Source organism: Comamonas composti DSM 21721, from assembly GCF_000429845.1.
GTDB lineage: Bacteria > Pseudomonadota > Gammaproteobacteria > Burkholderiales > Burkholderiaceae_C > Comamonas > Comamonas composti.
In genome coordinates, this window is sequence record NZ_AUCQ01000013.1 from 62,781 (window position 1) to 80,167 (window position 17,387).

Consider the following 17,387-nt stretch of genomic DNA (forward strand, 5'->3'; position numbering starts at 1 on the left):
TCGCCCATTTCAGTCGTTGAACGGATCGTTCGGGTCGTGCGGGTCGATCCGCTGACCGCTGGACGAATACAGGCCAAAGCCTGCCTCGCCGTTTCGCAGTTCGTCCGGTTGCCTCCAGCGATCATCATTGACCGTCGAATTGCTGGCCGTCCATGCTGCGGCAACCCCAACCAGGAGCACCAACGCCAGCCAGAACGCGGCGTAGAACAGCAATCCCAGCGCGACCAGCTTCACTACCCATACGAGCACGGTGGCACCGGCAAGCGGCATCCCCTTGGAGGCGAGCCAACCCGACAACCTTCGCTCGCCGCGCGCATAGGCGCGCCATCCACGGCCAACGCTGCGGCCGAGGCGTTCTGCGGTGCTGATGCGGGTTGTCGTGTTCATGGTCGTCTCCTGCTACATGAGGAATGCCTATTCCAGTTTGCTCCAATCCTGCTTGCTTGCCTGCACCAATACGTTCCAATCGTCTGGCGGATTTCCACGTCCGAGCATTTTCTCGAACACGGCATAGGGATCTGACTTGCTCCCCGAAGACCGCAAGGTCTGCTCATCATTGACCCAGGCGTACACGATGACCTTGGCCTTCGAGTCGTACCGGAAGAACAACCGGAACCGCCTTCCGATCTTGGCCCGTCGCCAGTGCCGGTGGGCGGGCCCCAGGGTGTTGCCCTGGCGGTACTCGTCTCGTGCCGGATCACCGGGCACCACATCCAATATCAACTGATTCAAGGCCCTGAAGAGCTTGACGTTGGCGTTGGACTCGAAGCCTTCCGGGTCGTTCTCTTGCGCGCGCCGTGCGGCTCCGTGCAATTTTTGCAACTGCTCGATCACACAGTCGTGGAACAGCAATGCCCAGCCATGCCGTTGCATCAGAGTTCCACTTCGCCGTCGATCTCCTCGCCCAGGTTCACGCTATGACCTGCATGCTCCAGCATGGCACGAGCCAAGTCCTCGGGCAGGCCCTGGACATTCCGACCAGCCTCGATGTCGCGGGCCAGCAGGCTCAGGAACGCGCCGATGGCGGGGTCCTCGTGCTCGGCGTCAACGCGGGTGACAACGACTTCGCTGCCCCGCAGGTCGAACGCGAGCTTGCCGCCGGCATCGACACCGAGCGCCTGCCGGATGGGCTTGGGCAGCGTGATCTGGCCTTTGGACGTCAGCGTGGCAACTTCATGAATGGCAGGCATGGTGGTTCTCCTGATGGCGACGCCACTATGGTAAGGAAATTTCCTTACCGTGTCAATGTTAGCCCTCATGATGCTCTCCAGAGTCCAAGAATCGGGCCATCGTATGGCGGGAACAGCGAGCCTTCACGCACCAATCCGGCCCGCTGCAACCCGCATTGGTGGTGGACGGCAAGCGCACGCCGCCCTATATCCAAATGGTTAAAGGCCAAAGGGCCGAAAGGGCAAGGGAAGGGGCTGCAAGGGGAAAGGCCCTACCTCGAAAAGGCAAAAGGCCTCCCTGTCGGCCCGCCACCAGGACACCCACATGCTCTCTCTGTTCCAGCGAAAACGGCCCTCCGTGGCTGCCGCTCCGTCGCCAGCACCCTCCATTGACCTCCCGAAAGGGCGGCTGCGGCCCGAGTCGGCCGCCTCGCTGCTGGCGACACCGCGCCGGCAGAAGCTGCTGGAACACATCTGGCAGCGCACGTCGCTGTCGCGCAGGCAGTTCGCCACCCTCTATCGCGCACCGCTGGAACGCTACGCCGAGCTGGTCCAGCGGTTTCCCGCCTCGGAGGCCCATCACCATGCGTACCCCGGCGGCATGCTGGACCACGGACTGGAGATCGTTGCCTACGCCCTCAAGCTGCGGCAATCGCACCTGTTACCGGCCGGCAGCACCCCGGAGGACCAGGCCGCGCAATCCGAAGCCTGGACCGCCGCCGTCGCCTACGCGGCCTTGCTACACGACGTCGGCAAGCTCGCCGTCGATCTCCACGTCGAGTTGGCCGACGGCAGCACGTGGCACCCCTGGCACGGCCCATTGCGCCAGCCGTACCGCTTCCGCTACCGAGACGATCGCGAATACCGCCTGCACAGCGCGGCGACGGGCTTGCTCTATCGCCAACTGCTCGACCGCCACCTTCTGGACTGGCTCAGTGATTATCCGGCCCTCTGGGCACCGCTGCTCTATGTGCTGGCCGGTCAATACGAACATGCCGGTGTACTGGGTGAGCTTGTCGTACAGGCTGATCGTGCTTCGGTGGCGCAGGAACTGGGTGGCGATCCGGCCCGCGCCATGGCCGCGCCCAAGCACGCGCTGCAACGCAAGCTGCTGGACGGATTGCGCTACCTGCTCAAGGAAGAGTTGAAGTTGAACCAGCCCGAAGCCTCCGATGGCTGGCTCACCGAGGATGCCTTGTGGCTGGTGAGCAAGACCTGTTCCGACAAGCTGCGCGCCCACTTGTTGTCTCAGGGCATCGATGGCATTCCTGCGAACAACACCGCCGTGTTCAACGTGCTGCAGGACCACGGCATGTTGCAGACCACATCGGACGGCAAGGCAATCTGGCGCGCGACCGTGACCAGCTCCACTGGCTGGTCCCACTCCTTCACGCTGCTGCGCCTCGCTCCTGCGCTAATTTGGAAAACCGGCGAGCGGCCGGCGCCGTTCGCAGGCACTGTGGCGATCGACACGGCATCTGCCGATAAAGACACCGATGCCTCGGCCTCTTCGCCAGCGATCATAGCGAGACCGACCGTGGAAGGTCAGGAGCCCGCGCCATGGGAGGGCGGCGGCGGCACCGACACGATTCCTTCGCCCGTGGGCCAGGCCGTGACCGACGTCATGGAGGATCTGCTGGCAATGGTGGAGAGGGGCGATTCGGAGCGCGAAAAACAGAATGCGGAAGCCGCCTTGGGCGAGGCGCCTGCCACGCGCTCCGAAGTGCTCGCGCCAACCTTGGCTGCGGCGCTGTCTTCGTCACCTATGCGTCAGCCCGTGCTCTCGACGGAGCAACCGTCCGGCGAGCATTTCATGGCATGGCTGAAACAGGGTATCGCCTCACGCCGGCTTATCATCAACGACGCGAAGGCACTGGTGCATACCGTGATTGATACCGCGTACTTGGTCAGCCCCGGCGTCTTTCAGCGCTATGCCCAGGAGCACCCTGAGGTACGCACGCTGGCCAAGCAGGAAAACCAACAAGATTGGCAGTGGGTGCAAAAGCGATTCGAGCGACTGCAATTGCATTGCAAGCAGCCTAACGGCCTAAACATCTGGACCTGCGAAGTCTCCGGGCCTCGGAAATCACGGCAACTTCATGGGTACTTGCTGGAACACGCTCATCTTCTATTCGCGCAAATCCCCCCCAACAACCCATACCTTAGGGTACTGAGCAGCAAGTAGACGCACTGTCAAAAAGCCAACTATGTTTGCTTAGCTGACTCGCTGCGAGCTGAAGGCGCAGCGCGGCGAAAGATCAGCTACAGAAAAATCTCTGGACTGTCAATAGCGACAGCTGTAAAATAAAAAACGGAGGCGTTCACATCTTTTTTTACTTTAGAGCAATAAGAAAACGACATGCGATTTTGGAGGCTGCTTCGTAACAGAACACGCCGCTTCGGTACGGTTGCCGTGGCGGTGGTGTTTCTGTTGCAGTCCTTCGCCGTAGCAAGCATGCCTTTGGTGTCCATCTCGGCAGATGAAGAGATGGTCGTCATCTGCACCGGCTCAGGCATGAAGACCGTGCCTTTGTCGGATTTTGGTATCGATCTTGATCAAGATCAGCCAGACACCGAGACGATGCCATCCAGTGGTATGTGTGCGTTGTGTCCGCTCGCACATTGCGTGGGGCTTCCGCCATCAATGGCGTTTCTGCCCGCCCTCGATCTCAACACTCACGCACCTCAAGCTCCTCCGGCAGAACACTTTGTAGCCGAAGGCTTCAGAACTGCGCACCAAGCACGCGCGCCCCCCTCCAACGTCTGATTCGCAGCCCATTGGGCCGTGCAGAGTACTTCCTGCGCGGCCTTCGCCACGATCATTGTTGGAGTTTTTATGTCCGGAGATTCTTCCGCGATCGGCGCTGGCCGTTCGCGTCTGCGCCCTCGTGCGCGAACAGTCGCCATCCGAGCGCAGTTCTTTCAGCACCGTGTAGCCACGGCCCTCAGTGAAGCTCTGCCGAACGTCCGGAATCCGGCCGGCACGGCGTTCACACTGGCACTCGCGGCGTCCTGCGTGCTTGCCCACCAGAGCGCCTACGCGCAGCAGCATGACAACGCTGTTGAGTCCAAAGACACTCAAGCCACCACCGTCCTGGATACCGTCACGGTGACGGCCACGCGCAGTCCGCACAGCCGATTTGACGTGCCAGCCTCTGTCTCGACGGTGACCCGCGAGGAACTGGACGATGCTCAAGCAAGCACCGTCTCCACCCTGCTGCAAGCACTTCCCAACGTGAACTATGGCGGCGGTCCGCGACCTGCCGCCCAAAGTCCTGCAATTCGTGGCCTCCAGGGACCGCGCATCATCCTGTCCGTGGACGGCGCGCGTCGCAACTACGAGGGTGGCGTCAACACCCCGTTGCTGATCGATCCGGATTTCATTCGGCAGGTCGATGTCGTGCGCGGCCCGGTCTCGGCCGTGTACGGCGGCGGTGGACTGGGTGGCGTGATGGCATTCGAGACCATCGGTGCAGCGGATTTCCTGGAATCCGGCAAGAACTTCGGCGGGCAGGTCAAAGGCGGCTATCGCAGCGCCAATGAGGAATGGTCAACGAACCTGACTGCCGCAGCGCGCTCCGGAAACTTCGACGTTCTGGCCAGCGGGACCTTCCGCGACTTCGGCGAAATCCACACCGGCGCCAGCGGCGACCACGCGAAGTACCCTAACGACGGCAACCTGAAGAGTGGTCTGTTCAAAGGCGGTTTTTCTCCCAACGAACTCAACCGGCTAGAACTGAGCTACCAGCGTTTCGTCGACAAGATGGTGGGCCCCACCAATCCCGGTGGCAACCTGCTCTCCCAGTTCTCGCATGATCTCAAGCGCGACCAGGAGCAGTACACCGGTAGCTGGGCCTTTCGCGATACCGATCGCAGGTTGCTGGACGGCAAGCTGACGGTTTACCAGACGACGTTCAAACTCGACAGCCATAGCCTGGCGACTCCCCCGCAGGCCGACACCACCACGATGACCAAGACGGTCGGGGCCAGCCTGCAGAACAGCAGCCGGTTCGATACCGGCCCCTGGATGGCGCATCGTCTCACCTACGGCGTGGATATGTACCGCGACACCAGCGAGAACACGTCCGCAGGCCAGTCCAACAGCGTGCTGCCCAACGGGCGGATGCGTGCCGTGGGCGTGTTCCTGCAGGACGAGATTTCGTTCCTTGACAAGTGGACGCTGATCGGAGCCCTGCGTCACGACGACTACAAGCTCACGTCTCCCGGTCAGAGTGAGGTCAGCCACAACAAGCTCTCGCCCAAGGTCACCCTCAAGTACCAACCCTGGGAGGTCCTCGGCGTTTACGCCAGCTACGGCAAGGCCTACCGCGGCCCGACTCTGACGGAGATGTTTGGCAACCTGAACACGAACCGGGCGCTGTTCAACTTCCGGCCCAACACCAATCTGAAGCCCGAGACCAGCACCGCAAAGGAGGTGGGGGCCACCCTGTCGTTTGACGATGTGCTGGGTGCGGGCGACCGCCTGCGCGTGAAGGCCGCGTACTTCACCGAGGACGTGGAAGACATGATCGATCAGCAGGTGGTCGGCCGCTTTACGCGTGAAGCACCCTTCGTTGGAACCGGCCTCATCTTCCAGCGCAACAACGTGGCCCGCGCCGAGCGACATGGCGGCGAGTTGGAAGTGGCCTACGCTTGGGATGACCTTACCTTGGGCCTGGGCTACTCGCGGCTGCGCTCGAAGAACGCCGAGACGGGTGCGCACCTGTACGCCCCGCCAGACAAGCTTGCCTTCGGCGCGCAGTACCGGATCGACAACAACTGGTCCGTGCGCTATTTGGGGCAGTTCGTACGCGCCCAGGACTACGACGCGACGGAACTGCGCCGGCGCAGTGGCTATGCCGTGCACGACATCGGAGTGTCCTACCAGCAACGTCAGTACCGCGTGGATGTCGGCGTCACGAACCTGTTTAACAAGGGCTACGCCACGTACCAGCAATCGATGGCCGAGACATTCAGCTACGAACAGGGCCGCAGCGTCAATGTGACGCTGAGCGCCCGGTTCTGACGGGAGGCCAATATGCGAGTCAGTCACTTGACGGCAGCGGTGGTCTTGACGGCCGGCCTGTCCGCGTGCGTGAGCACCCCTTCGCCCCATGGGGGCGACCTTCAGACTGTGGCCATCACCTTCGAGGTGGTAGCCAACGGTCAGGCCGCTCGCTGCGGGACATCTCTGGGCGCGCTGGGCAGCGATGCGAAGCGCGCGACACTGCGCGATGCTCGGTTCTACGTGCAAGACGTGGCATTGGTGGGACCCGATGGCAAGCGAACGCCCATCGCCCTGACTTCCAACGACTGGCAGAACGAGCAGGTCGCCCTGCTCGACTTCGAGGATGCCACCGGCACGTGCGTCGGGGGAACCTCCGCGACCAATGCGGTGGTCACTGGCACGGTGCCGGCCGGTCGCTATACCGGCCTGGCCTTCACCGTGGGCGTTCCGCGCACGTTGAACCACACCAGCACCGAGTTGGAGGGGGCGCCGCTGGACATCGCGGCTATGGGCTGGAGCTGGCAGGCGGGGCGCAAGTTCGCCAAGATCGAGATTGACCCGGAGGGCGGCGTCACGAAGCCCGATGGCTCACGTTCCGCGTCTTGGTATGTGCATCTGGGTTCAACCGGCTGCACCGGCAATCCCGTCACCGGGCAGACAGTGTCCTGCCTGCGCTCGAATCGCCTCCCGGTAGTGATGGAGCGATTCGACCTGAACGCACAGCGGGTCGAGCTGGATCTGACCTCACTGTTCCAGGCCACGCGCGTTTCCGAGGATCGGGGAGGTGCCGTGGGTTGCATGAGTGGGCCAACCGACCCCGAGTGCGGTGCCATCTTCCAGCGTCTGGGCTTGTCCCTGGAGAGCGGAGAGCCTGATGTGCCAGGTCATTCGCCACTATTCACGGTCGGAACCAAGCCGTGAAACGACGGGCACTGTCCGCGGTGTTGGGCCTGATTGCCGTACCGGCAGCAGTCGCTGCAATGGTGACCGCCAGTGTCTGGTCGTGGAACCTGCCGACGCATGTGCCGGAGCCCCGCGTGCCCGTCGACAACCCTATGTCGGCAGTGAAAGTCGAACTCGGGCGAAAGCTCTTCTACGACACTCGACTGTCTGGCAACGGCACCATGTCCTGCGCGTCATGCCACCAGCAGAGCCGGGCCTTCACCGATGGCCGATCGCTGTCGGTGGGATCGATGGGAGAGCACACGCATCGCAATGCGCTGGGGCTCGCCAACAGTGCCTGGCATGCCACCTACAACTGGGCCAATCCAGCGCTGGTCTCGCTGGAGCAGCAGATGGAGATCCCGCTGTTTGGCGACGACCCCGTCGAGATGGGCGTCACCGACGCCAATCGACAGGAGGTTCTGGGTCGCTTGCGCAACGATCCGATCTATCCGCCATTGTTCCGGCAGTCTTTTCCCGACGACGCAGAGCCGCTGAGCATGGCCACGGTGATCAAGGCCATCGCCGCCTTTCAGCGTTCCATGGTCTCCGTCGATAGCCGCTACGACCGCTACCTGCAGGGCAAGGAAGCACTCTCGGCTTCCGAGGATCGCGGCATGGTGCTGTTTTTCGGCGAGAAGGCCGAGTGCCACCACTGCCATGGCAGCTTCAATTTCAACGACCAGGTCCTCCACAAGAAGAGCCGCCTGGTCGAGACGCTGTTCCACAACAACGGCTTGTACAACGTCGATGGCAAGGGTGGCTATCCCTATCCGAACCGGGGCGTGTTCGAGGGCACTGCCAAGCCCGAGGACATGGGTGCCTTCCGGGCGCCGAGCCTGCGCAATGTCGAGGTTACCGCGCCCTACATGCACGACGGCAGCGTAGCCACGCTCGAAGAGGTCATCGAGCAGTACTCCCAGGGTGGCAAGGTCACGACCTCCGGCCCAAACCAGGGGGACGGCCGTCTGAATCCTCACAAGAGCGGCCTGATCTCCAGGATCGACTTCACTGAGCAGGAAAAATTGGACCTGCTGAACTTTCTCAAGACCTTGACCGACGAGGGGTTCCTGAATGACCCCAAGTTGTCGAATCCGTGGGAGCAGGCACGGTGAGCACGGTTGTTCAAAGGAAGCATGGTTCTACTACTGGAAAAAGGAGGCTGCCTATCGAGAAGACGAGTCCACGATTTGATCGAACCAGGTGCGACGTCGGTTGCGAGTCACAGGCCAACACCCACCGTCACTGGCGGTAGCCTGGCGAATGCGACGTTCACCATCCCTGTTTTTCCAATTTCAAGGAGTTACTCATGAAGATCAAAGTCACCAAGAAAACCACGATGACCGTCGCCGGACGCGCAGGTGCTTGCTGCGCTTCGTGCTGCGCACCGGTTGGCGTGAACTAAGCCGGGCCCACCACTGGCAGTGCCTCGCCGGTGGTGGGTTCTTTCATGGGAGGGAACGCCATGCGCATGGGATTCAACTACACCCTGGGTGACACCGCACCCCTGGTCAGGCGACTGTTGGCCTCAGGCAGGATCGACTATGTTGAACTACTGATAGACAACTTCCTGGCGGTGCCGCCGGAAGAGCTAGCTCGGGGCTTTGATGCCCCAGTGGGCTTTCACATCATGTTTTCCAAGTTCATCGAGAACGATGAGGCGTCATTGGAAAGCATGGCCATCCGATTGCGCCGCCTAATCGACCTTTTCAAGCCGCTCTACGTATCCGACCATATTGCGCGCTTCAACCACGAAGGACGCCAACTCTATCACCTGGCCGAGATCGACTACGTGGCGGACTACGAGCAGGTGCGGCGCCGAGTGGACTGGTGGCAGCAGAAGCTCGGCTGTCGTCTTCACCTGGAGAATTATCCGTCCATCATGGACGGCGGACGTGATGCACCTCACTTCCACGAGCGACTGAGCCGCGACACGGGTGCCGGCGTGCTGTTTGACGTCTCCAATGCGGTGTGCGCCCATTTGAACTGCGGTGTTCCGCTGGAAGCCTGGGAAGGCATCATCGAAAGCAGCCGCCATTTCCACGTCGCTGGCTACAACCTGTCCATTCTGGCACCGCATCTGGTAGTGGATACACACGATCGAGGCCTGTCCGATGAGACGCTCGGCTTCCTGGAGCGCTGCCGCGCGCGTTTCGATACGACCGGCGCCACCATGACCTACGAACGCGACGATAACTTCGTCGAAGCGGAGATCGAGCACGATCTCGACCGCCTGCAACATTTGTTCGCTCGCTCATCTGTGGAGGTGCCTGATGCACCGCGTGTCTAATACCCGAGTGATCGATGCGGATCTGCTGGATGCCTTGACGGTGCCCGTGCGCCAAGGGGACTACCCGCGAGATTCCCGTTCATTCGTACGTATCGATACCAGCCTGCGAGTCTACTGGCACACGCTGTTTGATATTTGTCCTGGCTTACTGGAGCTATCCGGGCCAGATGGCTTGGCAATCTTCCGGCCTTTTATGGCGTGGGCGAACGAGCAGAAGCTCTCGTTGAACTGGACTTACTACCTGTGGGTCGACGTGTGGCTTCAGCAGTCGACCTTTCATGAGCAAGTCGATATGGAATTGCGCTATGCCCTGATGGGAGCGTCGGCTGCGCGCTGGGCCACAGGTGACCGCTCTGAAGCGCAGGGAATTATTCTGGGTGGCGACGATCTTCCCGACCTGGTGTGTGGCTGGAAGACTACGACGCTTGAAGGCGGACGGGAGATCGAACAAATTAAACTTGAATCGCCTCTGCCGGCGCCGGATGGTCCCTATGGCTATTTCCTAGTGCCAGGCAGGTCGCTCGACGACGGGTTTCCGGGCTGGTCGCCCATCCCACGGTGATGCACGTGACATTGCCTCTCTCCATCCGTACTGGCGCCTTCTGGCAAGGCTTTGCCGCCTTGCTGCTGGCTTTCGGCGTAGCTCAGTTATTGCTGCAGGTGGACGTGGTCATGCTGGGGCAGCGTGCTCCTGGCAGCCCCGGTGCCTACGTGATGCTCACGCGGCTGGTTCTGATCGATCTGGTGGTCACGATGGCCTATGGTGCCGTGGCGTCCGTCACCATCGCTCACGCGGCGCGCGAAGGCGATGCATCGCTGGCCATCCGCAGGGCGATGGGGCTGGCGGGCCTGATCGGGGTTCTGTTGCTGGGAGCGGGGTGGATCGCCTACCCACTGCTGGCGCCCTGGGTGGCTGGTGGCGATGCGACGCTAGTGAGGATGCTTGAGCTGGCAATCCCCTGGTTTGTGGTCGGGGCTCCATTTCGCATGCTCAATGCTTGTGCAGCTTTCGCCCTACACGCCACCCAGCGGGGTGCCTGGGTAGTGCGTTGGAAACTGTGCGAGGTGGCCCTCAAAGTCGTCATGAACGTAGTGTTCCTGGATTTGTGGGAAGCAGGTTTCGCAGGTTGTTTCATGGCTTCGCTGTTAGTTCATGCTGTGTCGACGTGTTGGGTACTGTGGCATCTCCGCCGGCAGACAGGCGGTCTGCCGGCTTTTCCACCGCTGGGCTGGAGCCGCAAGCAGGTAGTCGAAAGCGCCTGGGAGGCGAAGCGCATACTGGCGCTGCAGTTGCTGGGTTTGCTGACGATCAGTTTGTTCGCTTCGCCCATGATTTCAACGGTGACGACAGCACGTCTGGATGCCTTTGCTGCGGGCCTGGCACTGGCGATGTTCGTCTTCTCACCCTTGGCCGCGTTTTTGCGTTTTCTCGCCATTCGTTTTTCGGGTCGATCCGCTGCCGACCTCTTTGTGCTGATGCGTGAGCTGCTGTTCTATGGTGTGCCCGCAGCCGTTATCGCGGGTTTGCTCCTGTCGTGGGGACAGCACTGGCTTGGTCGGGCCGTGTACGCGCAAGAAGGAGCATGGTGGTCCGTGTTTGTCTGGTCGCTGGCATTCTCATTGCCGGTGCGTGTAGCTGGCACTGTTCTACGCGCGGGCTTACAAAGCCGCGGCGGCTTTAACGAGGTGGCCAAGACCGACATCCTGCTGGGGTGGGGGCTTGGGCTACCTGTCATTGCGGTCGGCCTTGGGCTCGACCTACCGATACTGGCATATGCCTTCCTCTGGTTGCCAGAAGTTGCGGTGGTGGCATGGCTGGCCCTCCGATACAGGGCAACGTCCACCGCGGGCGATTCACCCGTTGCTGCGGTTGAGAACTCATGATGCGAATGACCCACCGATTGGCCCTCTCGTGCCTCCTGCTGTTGACCCTTCTCCACGCCGGTCAGGCGGCGGCCCACGCCTTCCTGATCGAAACCACGCCGGAGGACGGTACTGAATTGCATGCGTCGCCCGATCAAGTTGTGCTGCGATTCAACGAGGCGGTAGCGCCCGCGCGCATCGATTTGCTCAACGCGCAAGACGACGTGCTGACTTCCAGGGCCGACTGGACGGTTGAGCGCGATACGGTGCGCCTGATCCCTCCCCGAGCAATGGCTACAGGCGTGTACCGGGTCGCCTATCGGGTCACGTCCGCCGATGGGCACCCGGTGGTGGGGCACATCGAGTTCGGCGTCGGAGTCAAGCCTGATCAGGGGCCAACGGCAGAAGCATCCGAAGGCGGCGTGGAATGGATGGCGGTGTTGGTGCGCGCGATCCACTACTTCGCGGTCCTGGCGGGCATGGGTGGGGGTCTGTTCTGGGCGTTCGTGCTCTCTGGGGAGGGACGCCGACCGGCGGACGCAGTCCGGCACAATCTGGTGTGGATGATCTTGCTCGCCGCCTGGTCGGGTGTACTGCTGACCGGGCTCAGCGGCGCGGTACTTGATGGCGGTGGCGCTCTGGCTTTGCTTACCGCTCGCGCCTGGTCCGTGGGTGCGGGGACCTCCACCGCCGTGGCATCGGTTGCGGTGCTGCTGGGTGCGCTGTTGTCGCTGGCGGGGCTGTGGCAGCGACGCACCTGCGTCGGCCTGCTACTGCTCTCCTGCGGGGCGTTGATGGGAGCGCTCTCTTTCGCAGTGACAGGCCATATCGGAACGGCACCGCCTCGGATGCTGAGCATACCCCTGGTATTCCTGCATGGCCTGGCAGCGATGTTCTGGGTTGGCGCCCTGTGGCCATTGTCTGTTGTTCTGCGCGACGAGACCGGGCCGCAGGTACTGGGCACCGTCCATCGCTTCTCCCGCATCGCGGTGATTGCGGTCGGGGCGCTGGTCGCTACCGGGGTAGGCATGAGCTTTCTGCAGTCGGTTCTTTCTGTCGAGGCGGTGACGCAGACAGGCTACGGTGCGCTCTGGGGTGTCAAGATTCTGGTGGTGTCGTTGTTGATCGGCATTGCGTTGTGGAACCGTATCGTTGCCACACCGAGGCTGTACACCGGCGAGCGCGCGGCGAGCTTGAAGCTGCGTCGTAACGTGCTCATTGAGACGGCACTGGTGACTGCCGTGCTGACGCTGACCGCGACCTTTGCACTGACACCGCCGCCGCGCACGCTACCGCAGTTCGCACCAAGGGTTCCGATGGCCAGCGAACCGCCACGCTATTCAACCGTAGTCACCTCGGGCGGCTGGACCGCGCTGGTCGACGTGCTGCCGGCGCGCGTGGGTGGCAACCGAATGCAGATCATGCTGACGGATGCCGATGGGCAAGGCCTGACGACTGGGCTGATATCCGAATGGACCCAGGCGGGCAACGCTGATTCCCCAGCCCCCATCGTCGTTGCACACGACCTGCAGATGACCGGCGACGTCACTCTGCCAGCGCCAGGACGCTGGCGGGTGCGCCTGCGCTGGGAGGACTCTGATGGCAGCACCCGCGTCATGCGGCTGACCGTGCCGATTCCTCCTGATGCTGCTGATCCCCCCTGAAGAGGCCGGCTAGAGCCCCTTCGAAGCTTTTCAATCACTTGACCCATAAGGAGTTATTTCTCATGAAGCGACTGATCACACTGGCAACTGCGATTGCCCTGTGCGCGGCGGGAACGGCGTTCGCCCACGGCTACAAGGCTGGCCCGATCGAAATCGACCACCCGTGGTCGCGAGCCACTGTCGCCGCTGTCCCAACCGGGGTGGTGTACTTCGTCCTGCGCAATCCGAGCCAGGAAGAAGACCGTCTTGTAGCCGTCTCGACGCCGGCAGCCGAAAAGGCCGAGCTTCACACACACATCCGCGACGGCGATGTGATGCGCATGCGCAAGGTGGATGCCGTTGAGGTCGCACCGGCATCGACCACTGCACTGGAACCTGGTGGCCTGCACGTGATGCTGATTGGATTGAAGCAGCCATTGGTGAAGGGCAAGGCTTTCCCGCTCACACTGGTTTTCGAGGAGGCGGGACCCGTAACTGTTCAAGTCGATGTGCAGGGTGCGACAGACAAAGCACCATCACATACTGGGAGTGGTCGGGACGGACACACCCACTAATTCTCATTTTTTTTGGTAGTTGCCAAGCCCAGTCTTATCGTGAGCAATCACCCAGCACTGCTCAAGCGCTCCTGCAAGAAGGGTGGAGGACTTAGGTTGAAGGAAGTCGCCTCTTTTAGTCAGGCGAAGGCGACTACCTCACCAAGGAAAGTTGAAGTGGAACTGAGACACCTTCGCTACTTTGCCGTCTTGGCAGAGGAGCTTCACTTCACGCACGCGGCTGAGCGCTTACATATCGAGCAACCACCCCTTTCCCGGGCGATCAAAGAACTGGAGGAAGAGCTTGGGGTTGTTCTCTTCGATCGAGACCGCAGAGGGACGAAGCTGACTGCTGCTGGTGTCGCCTTTCTGCAGGATACCCGCCGGCTGTTCACTGTTCTCGAGCAGGCGCGAGAGAATGCCAAAGCCGTCGCCGCCGGTGCGCGTGGAAGCCTTCGTATCGCTGTCTCCGATGGCGCGACCGATCCTCGATTCTCAGAGTTCTTGGCCCGTTGTCGAGCCGAAGAACCGGAGATCGAACTACGCCTGTCGGAAGTTCCATTGGCAGACCAATTGCGGGGCCTGCGCTCTGGCGACTTCATGATCGGCTTGGCGCACACTTCGGATGTCGGCGAGGGCATCATAGCGGAGCCAATCTGGCGAGATCCCCTGGTAATAGCCGTGCCGGCCCGGCATGAACTTCTTGCTCATAAGGAAGTGCCCCTCCATGAACTCGGTGGCCATCCGCTCGTCTTGTGCGACCAACATATCTGTGAGGGCTACTGCCGCGAATTGACACGGCTGCTCGGGCCTCTGGAACACCGGCAAAACGTCGTTGAGCATGTGACCTCACTGGAGATGATGCTCACGCTGGTCGGCGCAGGGTATGGGGTCGGCTTCATGGCAGCGACCAAGATTCCAGTCAGCCAAAGGCCTGATATCGTAATCCGCCCCTTGGCCGTGGAATCGGCGGTCATCACGACCTATCTACTTCGGTCCGACAATGGTGATCTGTCAGCTTCGTTGGAACGATTTATCGTTCGCCTGCGCGAAAGTGTCATACCCAATTCGCGCAAGACTTAAGACTTGGGAGCGGAACCTAAATTGCGCTCGGTCGCTGCCATCAACTCGGTGCCGCTTATCTCAAGCGCTGTGGCAATCCTCAGTACCAGGGCTAACGAGGGTGAATGCTCCCCTCGTTCGATCTTGCCCATATGCGAACGCTCAACTCCGGCCAGCGCGGTCAATTCTTCCTGAGCGCCCCCCAGTTCTAAGCGAAATGTGCGCACAGCGATGCCAAACGCCAAGGCCGGCTTGGCTTCGTATCTGACTGTGCCTGGGGGGCGACCTCGTTGAACAGTGCGCTTCTGCATGGCAGAAGCGTCGAGCAGTCACAGAAATTTAACCCATGAGTACCATATCGGCTTATTTGGACCGATTTTCTCTTTGGGGGTTCTCATTCACGATGCCGTCAGTTCTTCCCCCCGTTTCAGGCTTGCTGTAGCGCCCGGAGTACCGTCAGCACAGCTATCGACGCTTTTGGCTCGGCAACGCGTAGAAGAACCATGCGTCGCTCTCGCCCTTTTTTGAAGTTTCAGGTGACATCTTGCTGCAAGGCCTTCGGGATCCGTGAGCGTCGAGTAAAGCATGATCTGCGACGAAAGCACTTCAGGCAGGCGCAGGCGTTGACCGACGTAGGTGGTGTCGGCTAGTGCGAGCCGATGGCGCTATGGGTCGCTGGCGGCTACGGTGTCGGCGTATCTGCTCGATCACGCATTGAGCGAGCGCAGGAATGGGGACCGGCACATGGCCGGGGGCGACGCCCCCCGGCCATCGGGTCGCAGCGCCAGCGTCAGACCCCTTCAAGCACTGCGGCGCTATCCACCAACCTGCGAACGCTCTGTCGCACCTCTTCAGATACCGGCTGTGGGGCAACGGCCTCGGGCACATCAGCCTGGTGCTGGTAGTCACCCATGATGACCCTGACAATCGCGGGCACGTTGGTCGGCGTGACCGCATCAATCGCCGCGCGATCACCCAGGTCAGGATGCGGCTGGGTCAGCATGCGGTACAGGTCCCACGAATCCGCGTGCGGGCACTGATTCATGAGCACCTGGGCCAGCCTGTGCTTGAGTGGCACCAATTGCCAGTCCGGAACGCGCTGCCCCCGGTTGCCCAGGCTGATGGACAGCAGCTTACCCGCCTTCAGCTCGCGGTTGATCTGGTCCTTGGACTTCCCGGCCAGCTTGCCGAACAACGGGACCGGCAGATTGTTCGGCGACTCGTAGATGGCCAGCATTTCCTCGCGCTCCCGCTGGATGGCGGAGACTTCCGGCTCCGGGGCATGCGCCGGCGGCGGCGGTACCTGCGACAGCCGCTGGAACGTGATCCCGCCGCTGTTCGGGGTCACGACAATGGGCGTGGCCACCACAGGCGGAACACCAGAGGAAGCGGGCTCAGCCACCATGGGGGCCGCGTCCACCGTTTCCTCCGCTTCCGCCATCGCCGGCACCCCGTCGATACGGATGGTCAGGTGTGCGCTCGCGGCTTCGACCTGGCCCTGTTCGAGCAAATCGAGGCGATCGGCCCAGTCCTGCATCATCCGACGGCGCGGCTCCACGTACTTGGCGTGGTTGTAGGCCGAACTCACCTTGTTGGGGTCGGAATGCGAAAGCTGCGCGTCCACCCAAATCTTCGGGTAGCCGATCTCGTTGAGCGCCGTCGAGATGGTGCCGCGGATGCCATGGCCGGTCAGGCGTCCCTCATAGCCCATGAGCTGCACGGCCTTGTTGAGGGTGTTCTCGCTGATGCGCTTCTTGAGTTCGCTGCGGTGCGACAGCAGGTACTTCTGCGCCGGCCGCATCACCCCCAGGAGATAGCGCACGATCTCGATGGCCTGCAGGGACAAAGGCACGATGTAGGGCGGCACGTCCTGCGGGCGCTTGCCAGCCTTGCGCATCTCGTCCTGAAGCTGCTTGACGACCTGCGGCGGGATGATCCACAGGCCGCGGTCGAGATCGAACTGCTGCGGTTCCGCCAACCGCAGTTCGCCAGTGCGCACGCCGGTCAGGAACAGCAGCCGAACGCCAAGCTGGGTCTGCCAGCCGCGAGGGTTGTAAAGCCGGAGCCTCTGGAGGAACTCGGGCATCTCGGGCAGGTGCAGGTAGGGGTTGTGGGCTACCGGGGGCTTGGGCTCAGCCACCACGTCCAGGTCGGCAGCCGGGTTGACTTCCAACCCCTCGGCGATGACCAGGGCATAGCGGAACATCTGGTTGAACCAGGTGCGGACCTTCTCGGCGGTGGTGAACGCCTTGCGTTTCTCGATCGCCGCCAGGACGCCCAGAAGTTGGGGACGGCGAATGTCGTAGATCGACATCCTTCCCAGGGTGGGCAACACGTCCTTGTTGAAGATGCGCAGGATCTGCGACAGCGTGCTTTGACGGCCTTCCTTGAGTTCCTTTCGGCGGTGCTCGACCCAGGCATCGAAGACGTTCTTGAAGGTGTGTTCGCCTGCCAGCTTGGCTGCGTGCCGCCTCCGGTCGCGCTCGACCTGCGGATCGATCCCCCTGGCGAGCAGGGCTTGGGCCTTGTCTCGCTCGGCGCGAGCCTCGCGCAGACTGAGGGCGGGATAGCCGCCCAGGGACATGCGCTTCTGCTTGCACAGCCAGTAATAGCGGAACAGCCACGACTTGCCGCCTGCGGCAGAAACCAGCAGGCCCAGGCAGTCGTTGTCGGAGATGGTGTAGCGTTTTCCGGTGGTCCTTGCCTGCCGGACGGTCAGATCAGAGAGTGCCATTTCGAGGCTCCTAAGTTATGACTTAGGCCCTATGCTCGTCATGATCCCCGCTCAGCCCCAGCAACTATCCGGTAGCCGACCTACCCGCATTCTTGTGCCTCAATTGGCGCCTCAAAAACGCT

The 17,387-nt window shown here is 61.8% G+C and carries 17 protein-coding genes; 12 read left to right on the forward strand and 5 right to left on the reverse strand.

Features of this window, described 5'->3' with window-relative positions:
- Window positions 1-9 precede the first annotated feature (9 nt).
- Genes G486_RS0109335 through G486_RS0109345 form a run of 3 tightly spaced genes read right to left on the reverse strand, consistent with a single transcriptional unit; the run spans window position 10 to window position 1,190 of the window.
- A complete protein-coding gene (locus tag G486_RS0109335; RefSeq protein ID WP_003290249.1) occupies window positions 10-387 on the reverse strand; it encodes a DUF3742 family protein in 378 nt (125 codons plus the stop codon).
- 27 nt (window positions 388-414) lie between these two features.
- On the reverse strand, window positions 415-873 hold the full coding sequence (locus tag G486_RS0109340; RefSeq protein ID WP_011489315.1) for a type II toxin-antitoxin system YhaV family toxin: 459 nt from the start codon (window positions 871-873) through the stop codon (window positions 415-417).
- The gene (locus G486_RS0109345) at window positions 873-1,190 is read right to left on the reverse strand and encodes a type II toxin-antitoxin system PrlF family antitoxin (protein ID WP_003290252.1); all 318 of its coding nucleotides are present in this window, start codon (window positions 1,188-1,190) and stop codon (window positions 873-875) included. Before G486_RS0109345 ends, G486_RS0109340 begins: the two co-directional genes overlap by 1 nt.
- Window positions 1,191-1,494: 304 nt before the next feature.
- Between G486_RS0109345 and mobH the strand changes: the two genes are divergently transcribed.
- The 12 genes from mobH (at window position 1,495) to G486_RS0109395 (ending at window position 14,552) form a co-directional block, all read left to right on the forward strand.
- A complete protein-coding gene (gene mobH / locus G486_RS0109350; RefSeq protein ID WP_027015309.1) occupies window positions 1,495-3,354 on the forward strand; it encodes a MobH family relaxase in 1,860 nt (619 codons plus the stop codon).
- A gap of 174 nt (window positions 3,355-3,528) precedes the next feature.
- Complete coding sequence (locus G486_RS23475; protein ID WP_084455148.1) at window positions 3,529-3,936, forward strand: DUF2946 family protein; 408 nt, start codon at window positions 3,529-3,531, stop codon at window positions 3,934-3,936.
- A 69-nt stretch (window positions 3,937-4,005) separates the two neighbouring features.
- On the forward strand, window positions 4,006-6,195 hold the full coding sequence (locus G486_RS0109355) for a TonB-dependent hemoglobin/transferrin/lactoferrin family receptor (protein ID WP_084455149.1): 2,190 nt from the start codon (window positions 4,006-4,008) through the stop codon (window positions 6,193-6,195).
- Window positions 6,196-6,303: 108 nt separating this feature from the next.
- A complete protein-coding gene (locus tag G486_RS0109360) occupies window positions 6,304-7,098 on the forward strand; it encodes an MbnP family copper-binding protein (protein ID WP_211233770.1) in 795 nt (264 codons plus the stop codon).
- Window positions 7,095-8,234 (forward strand): methanobactin export MATE transporter MbnM, encoded by a 1,140-nt coding sequence (locus tag G486_RS0109365; protein ID WP_027015312.1) that lies wholly within the window; start codon window positions 7,095-7,097, stop codon window positions 8,232-8,234. The genes G486_RS0109360 and G486_RS0109365 overlap by 4 nt, the downstream gene beginning before the upstream one ends.
- 194 nt (window positions 8,235-8,428) lie before the next feature.
- Window positions 8,429-8,524 (forward strand): methanobactin, encoded by a 96-nt coding sequence (gene mbnA, locus G486_RS23480; protein ID WP_084455152.1) that lies wholly within the window; start codon window positions 8,429-8,431, stop codon window positions 8,522-8,524.
- 60 nt (window positions 8,525-8,584) lie between these two features.
- Window positions 8,585-9,409, forward strand: a complete 825-nt coding sequence (mbnB, locus tag G486_RS21895; protein ID WP_034387119.1) for a methanobactin biosynthesis protein MbnB — start codon at window positions 8,585-8,587, stop codon at window positions 9,407-9,409.
- The gene (gene mbnC, locus G486_RS0109375; protein ID WP_027015313.1) at window positions 9,393-9,971 is read left to right on the forward strand and encodes a methanobactin biosynthesis protein MbnC; all 579 of its coding nucleotides are present in this window, start codon (window positions 9,393-9,395) and stop codon (window positions 9,969-9,971) included. Before mbnB ends, mbnC begins: the two co-directional genes overlap by 17 nt.
- Window positions 9,972-9,976: 5 nt before the next feature.
- On the forward strand, window positions 9,977-11,293 hold the full coding sequence (gene mbnM, locus G486_RS21900; RefSeq protein ID WP_156919967.1) for an MATE family efflux transporter: 1,317 nt from the start codon (window positions 9,977-9,979) through the stop codon (window positions 11,291-11,293).
- 5 nt (window positions 11,294-11,298) lie between these two features.
- Window positions 11,299-12,936, forward strand: a complete 1,638-nt coding sequence (locus tag G486_RS0109385; RefSeq protein ID WP_169728585.1) for a copper resistance CopC/CopD family protein — start codon at window positions 11,299-11,301, stop codon at window positions 12,934-12,936.
- A 62-nt stretch (window positions 12,937-12,998) separates the two neighbouring features.
- Window positions 12,999-13,490, forward strand: a complete 492-nt coding sequence (locus G486_RS0109390; protein ID WP_051303362.1) for a copper chaperone PCu(A)C — start codon at window positions 12,999-13,001, stop codon at window positions 13,488-13,490.
- Between the two features lie 156 nt (window positions 13,491-13,646).
- A complete protein-coding gene (locus G486_RS0109395; RefSeq protein WP_027015316.1) occupies window positions 13,647-14,552 on the forward strand; it encodes a LysR family transcriptional regulator in 906 nt (301 codons plus the stop codon).
- Here the strand turns inward: G486_RS0109395 and G486_RS0109400 are convergent.
- Both G486_RS0109400 and G486_RS0109405 read right to left on the reverse strand, forming a co-directional pair.
- Window positions 14,549-14,842, reverse strand: a complete 294-nt coding sequence (locus tag G486_RS0109400; RefSeq protein ID WP_027015317.1) for a helix-turn-helix domain-containing protein — start codon at window positions 14,840-14,842, stop codon at window positions 14,549-14,551. The two genes, G486_RS0109395 and G486_RS0109400, sit on opposite strands and share 4 nt — an antisense overlap.
- 479 nt (window positions 14,843-15,321) lie before the next feature.
- Window positions 15,322-17,265, reverse strand: a complete 1,944-nt coding sequence (locus G486_RS0109405; RefSeq protein ID WP_027015318.1) for a tyrosine-type recombinase/integrase — start codon at window positions 17,263-17,265, stop codon at window positions 15,322-15,324.
- Window positions 17,266-17,387 lie beyond the last annotated feature (122 nt).

Bases quoted from the DNA above. Each gene is read 5' to 3' on its own strand.
- mobH (WP_027015309.1), top strand. From the start codon at position 1,495: ATGCTCTCTCTGTTCCAGCGAAAACGGCCCTCCGTGGCTGCCGCTCCG.
- mbnB (WP_034387119.1), top strand. From the start codon at position 8,585: ATGCGCATGGGATTCAACTACACCCTGGGTGACACCGCACCCCTGGTC.
- G486_RS0109390 (WP_051303362.1), top strand. From the start codon at position 12,999: ATGAAGCGACTGATCACACTGGCAACTGCGATTGCCCTGTGCGCGGCG.
- G486_RS0109355 (WP_084455149.1), top strand. From the start codon at position 4,006: ATGTCCGGAGATTCTTCCGCGATCGGCGCTGGCCGTTCGCGTCTGCGC.
- G486_RS0109405 (WP_027015318.1), bottom strand. From the start codon at position 17,265: ATGGCACTCTCTGATCTGACCGTCCGGCAGGCAAGGACCACCGGAAAA.
- G486_RS0109400 (WP_027015317.1), bottom strand. From the start codon at position 14,842: ATGCAGAAGCGCACTGTTCAACGAGGTCGCCCCCCAGGCACAGTCAGA.
- G486_RS0109340 (WP_011489315.1), bottom strand. From the start codon at position 873: ATGCAACGGCATGGCTGGGCATTGCTGTTCCACGACTGTGTGATCGAG.
- G486_RS0109385 (WP_169728585.1), top strand. From the start codon at position 11,299: ATGACCCACCGATTGGCCCTCTCGTGCCTCCTGCTGTTGACCCTTCTC.
- G486_RS0109345 (WP_003290252.1), bottom strand. From the start codon at position 1,190: ATGCCTGCCATTCATGAAGTTGCCACGCTGACGTCCAAAGGCCAGATC.
- mbnA (WP_084455152.1), top strand. From the start codon at position 8,429: ATGAAGATCAAAGTCACCAAGAAAACCACGATGACCGTCGCCGGACGC.
- G486_RS0109335 (WP_003290249.1), bottom strand. From the start codon at position 387: ATGAACACGACAACCCGCATCAGCACCGCAGAACGCCTCGGCCGCAGC.
- mbnC (WP_027015313.1), top strand. From the start codon at position 9,393: ATGCACCGCGTGTCTAATACCCGAGTGATCGATGCGGATCTGCTGGAT.
- G486_RS23475 (WP_084455148.1), top strand. From the start codon at position 3,529: ATGCGATTTTGGAGGCTGCTTCGTAACAGAACACGCCGCTTCGGTACG.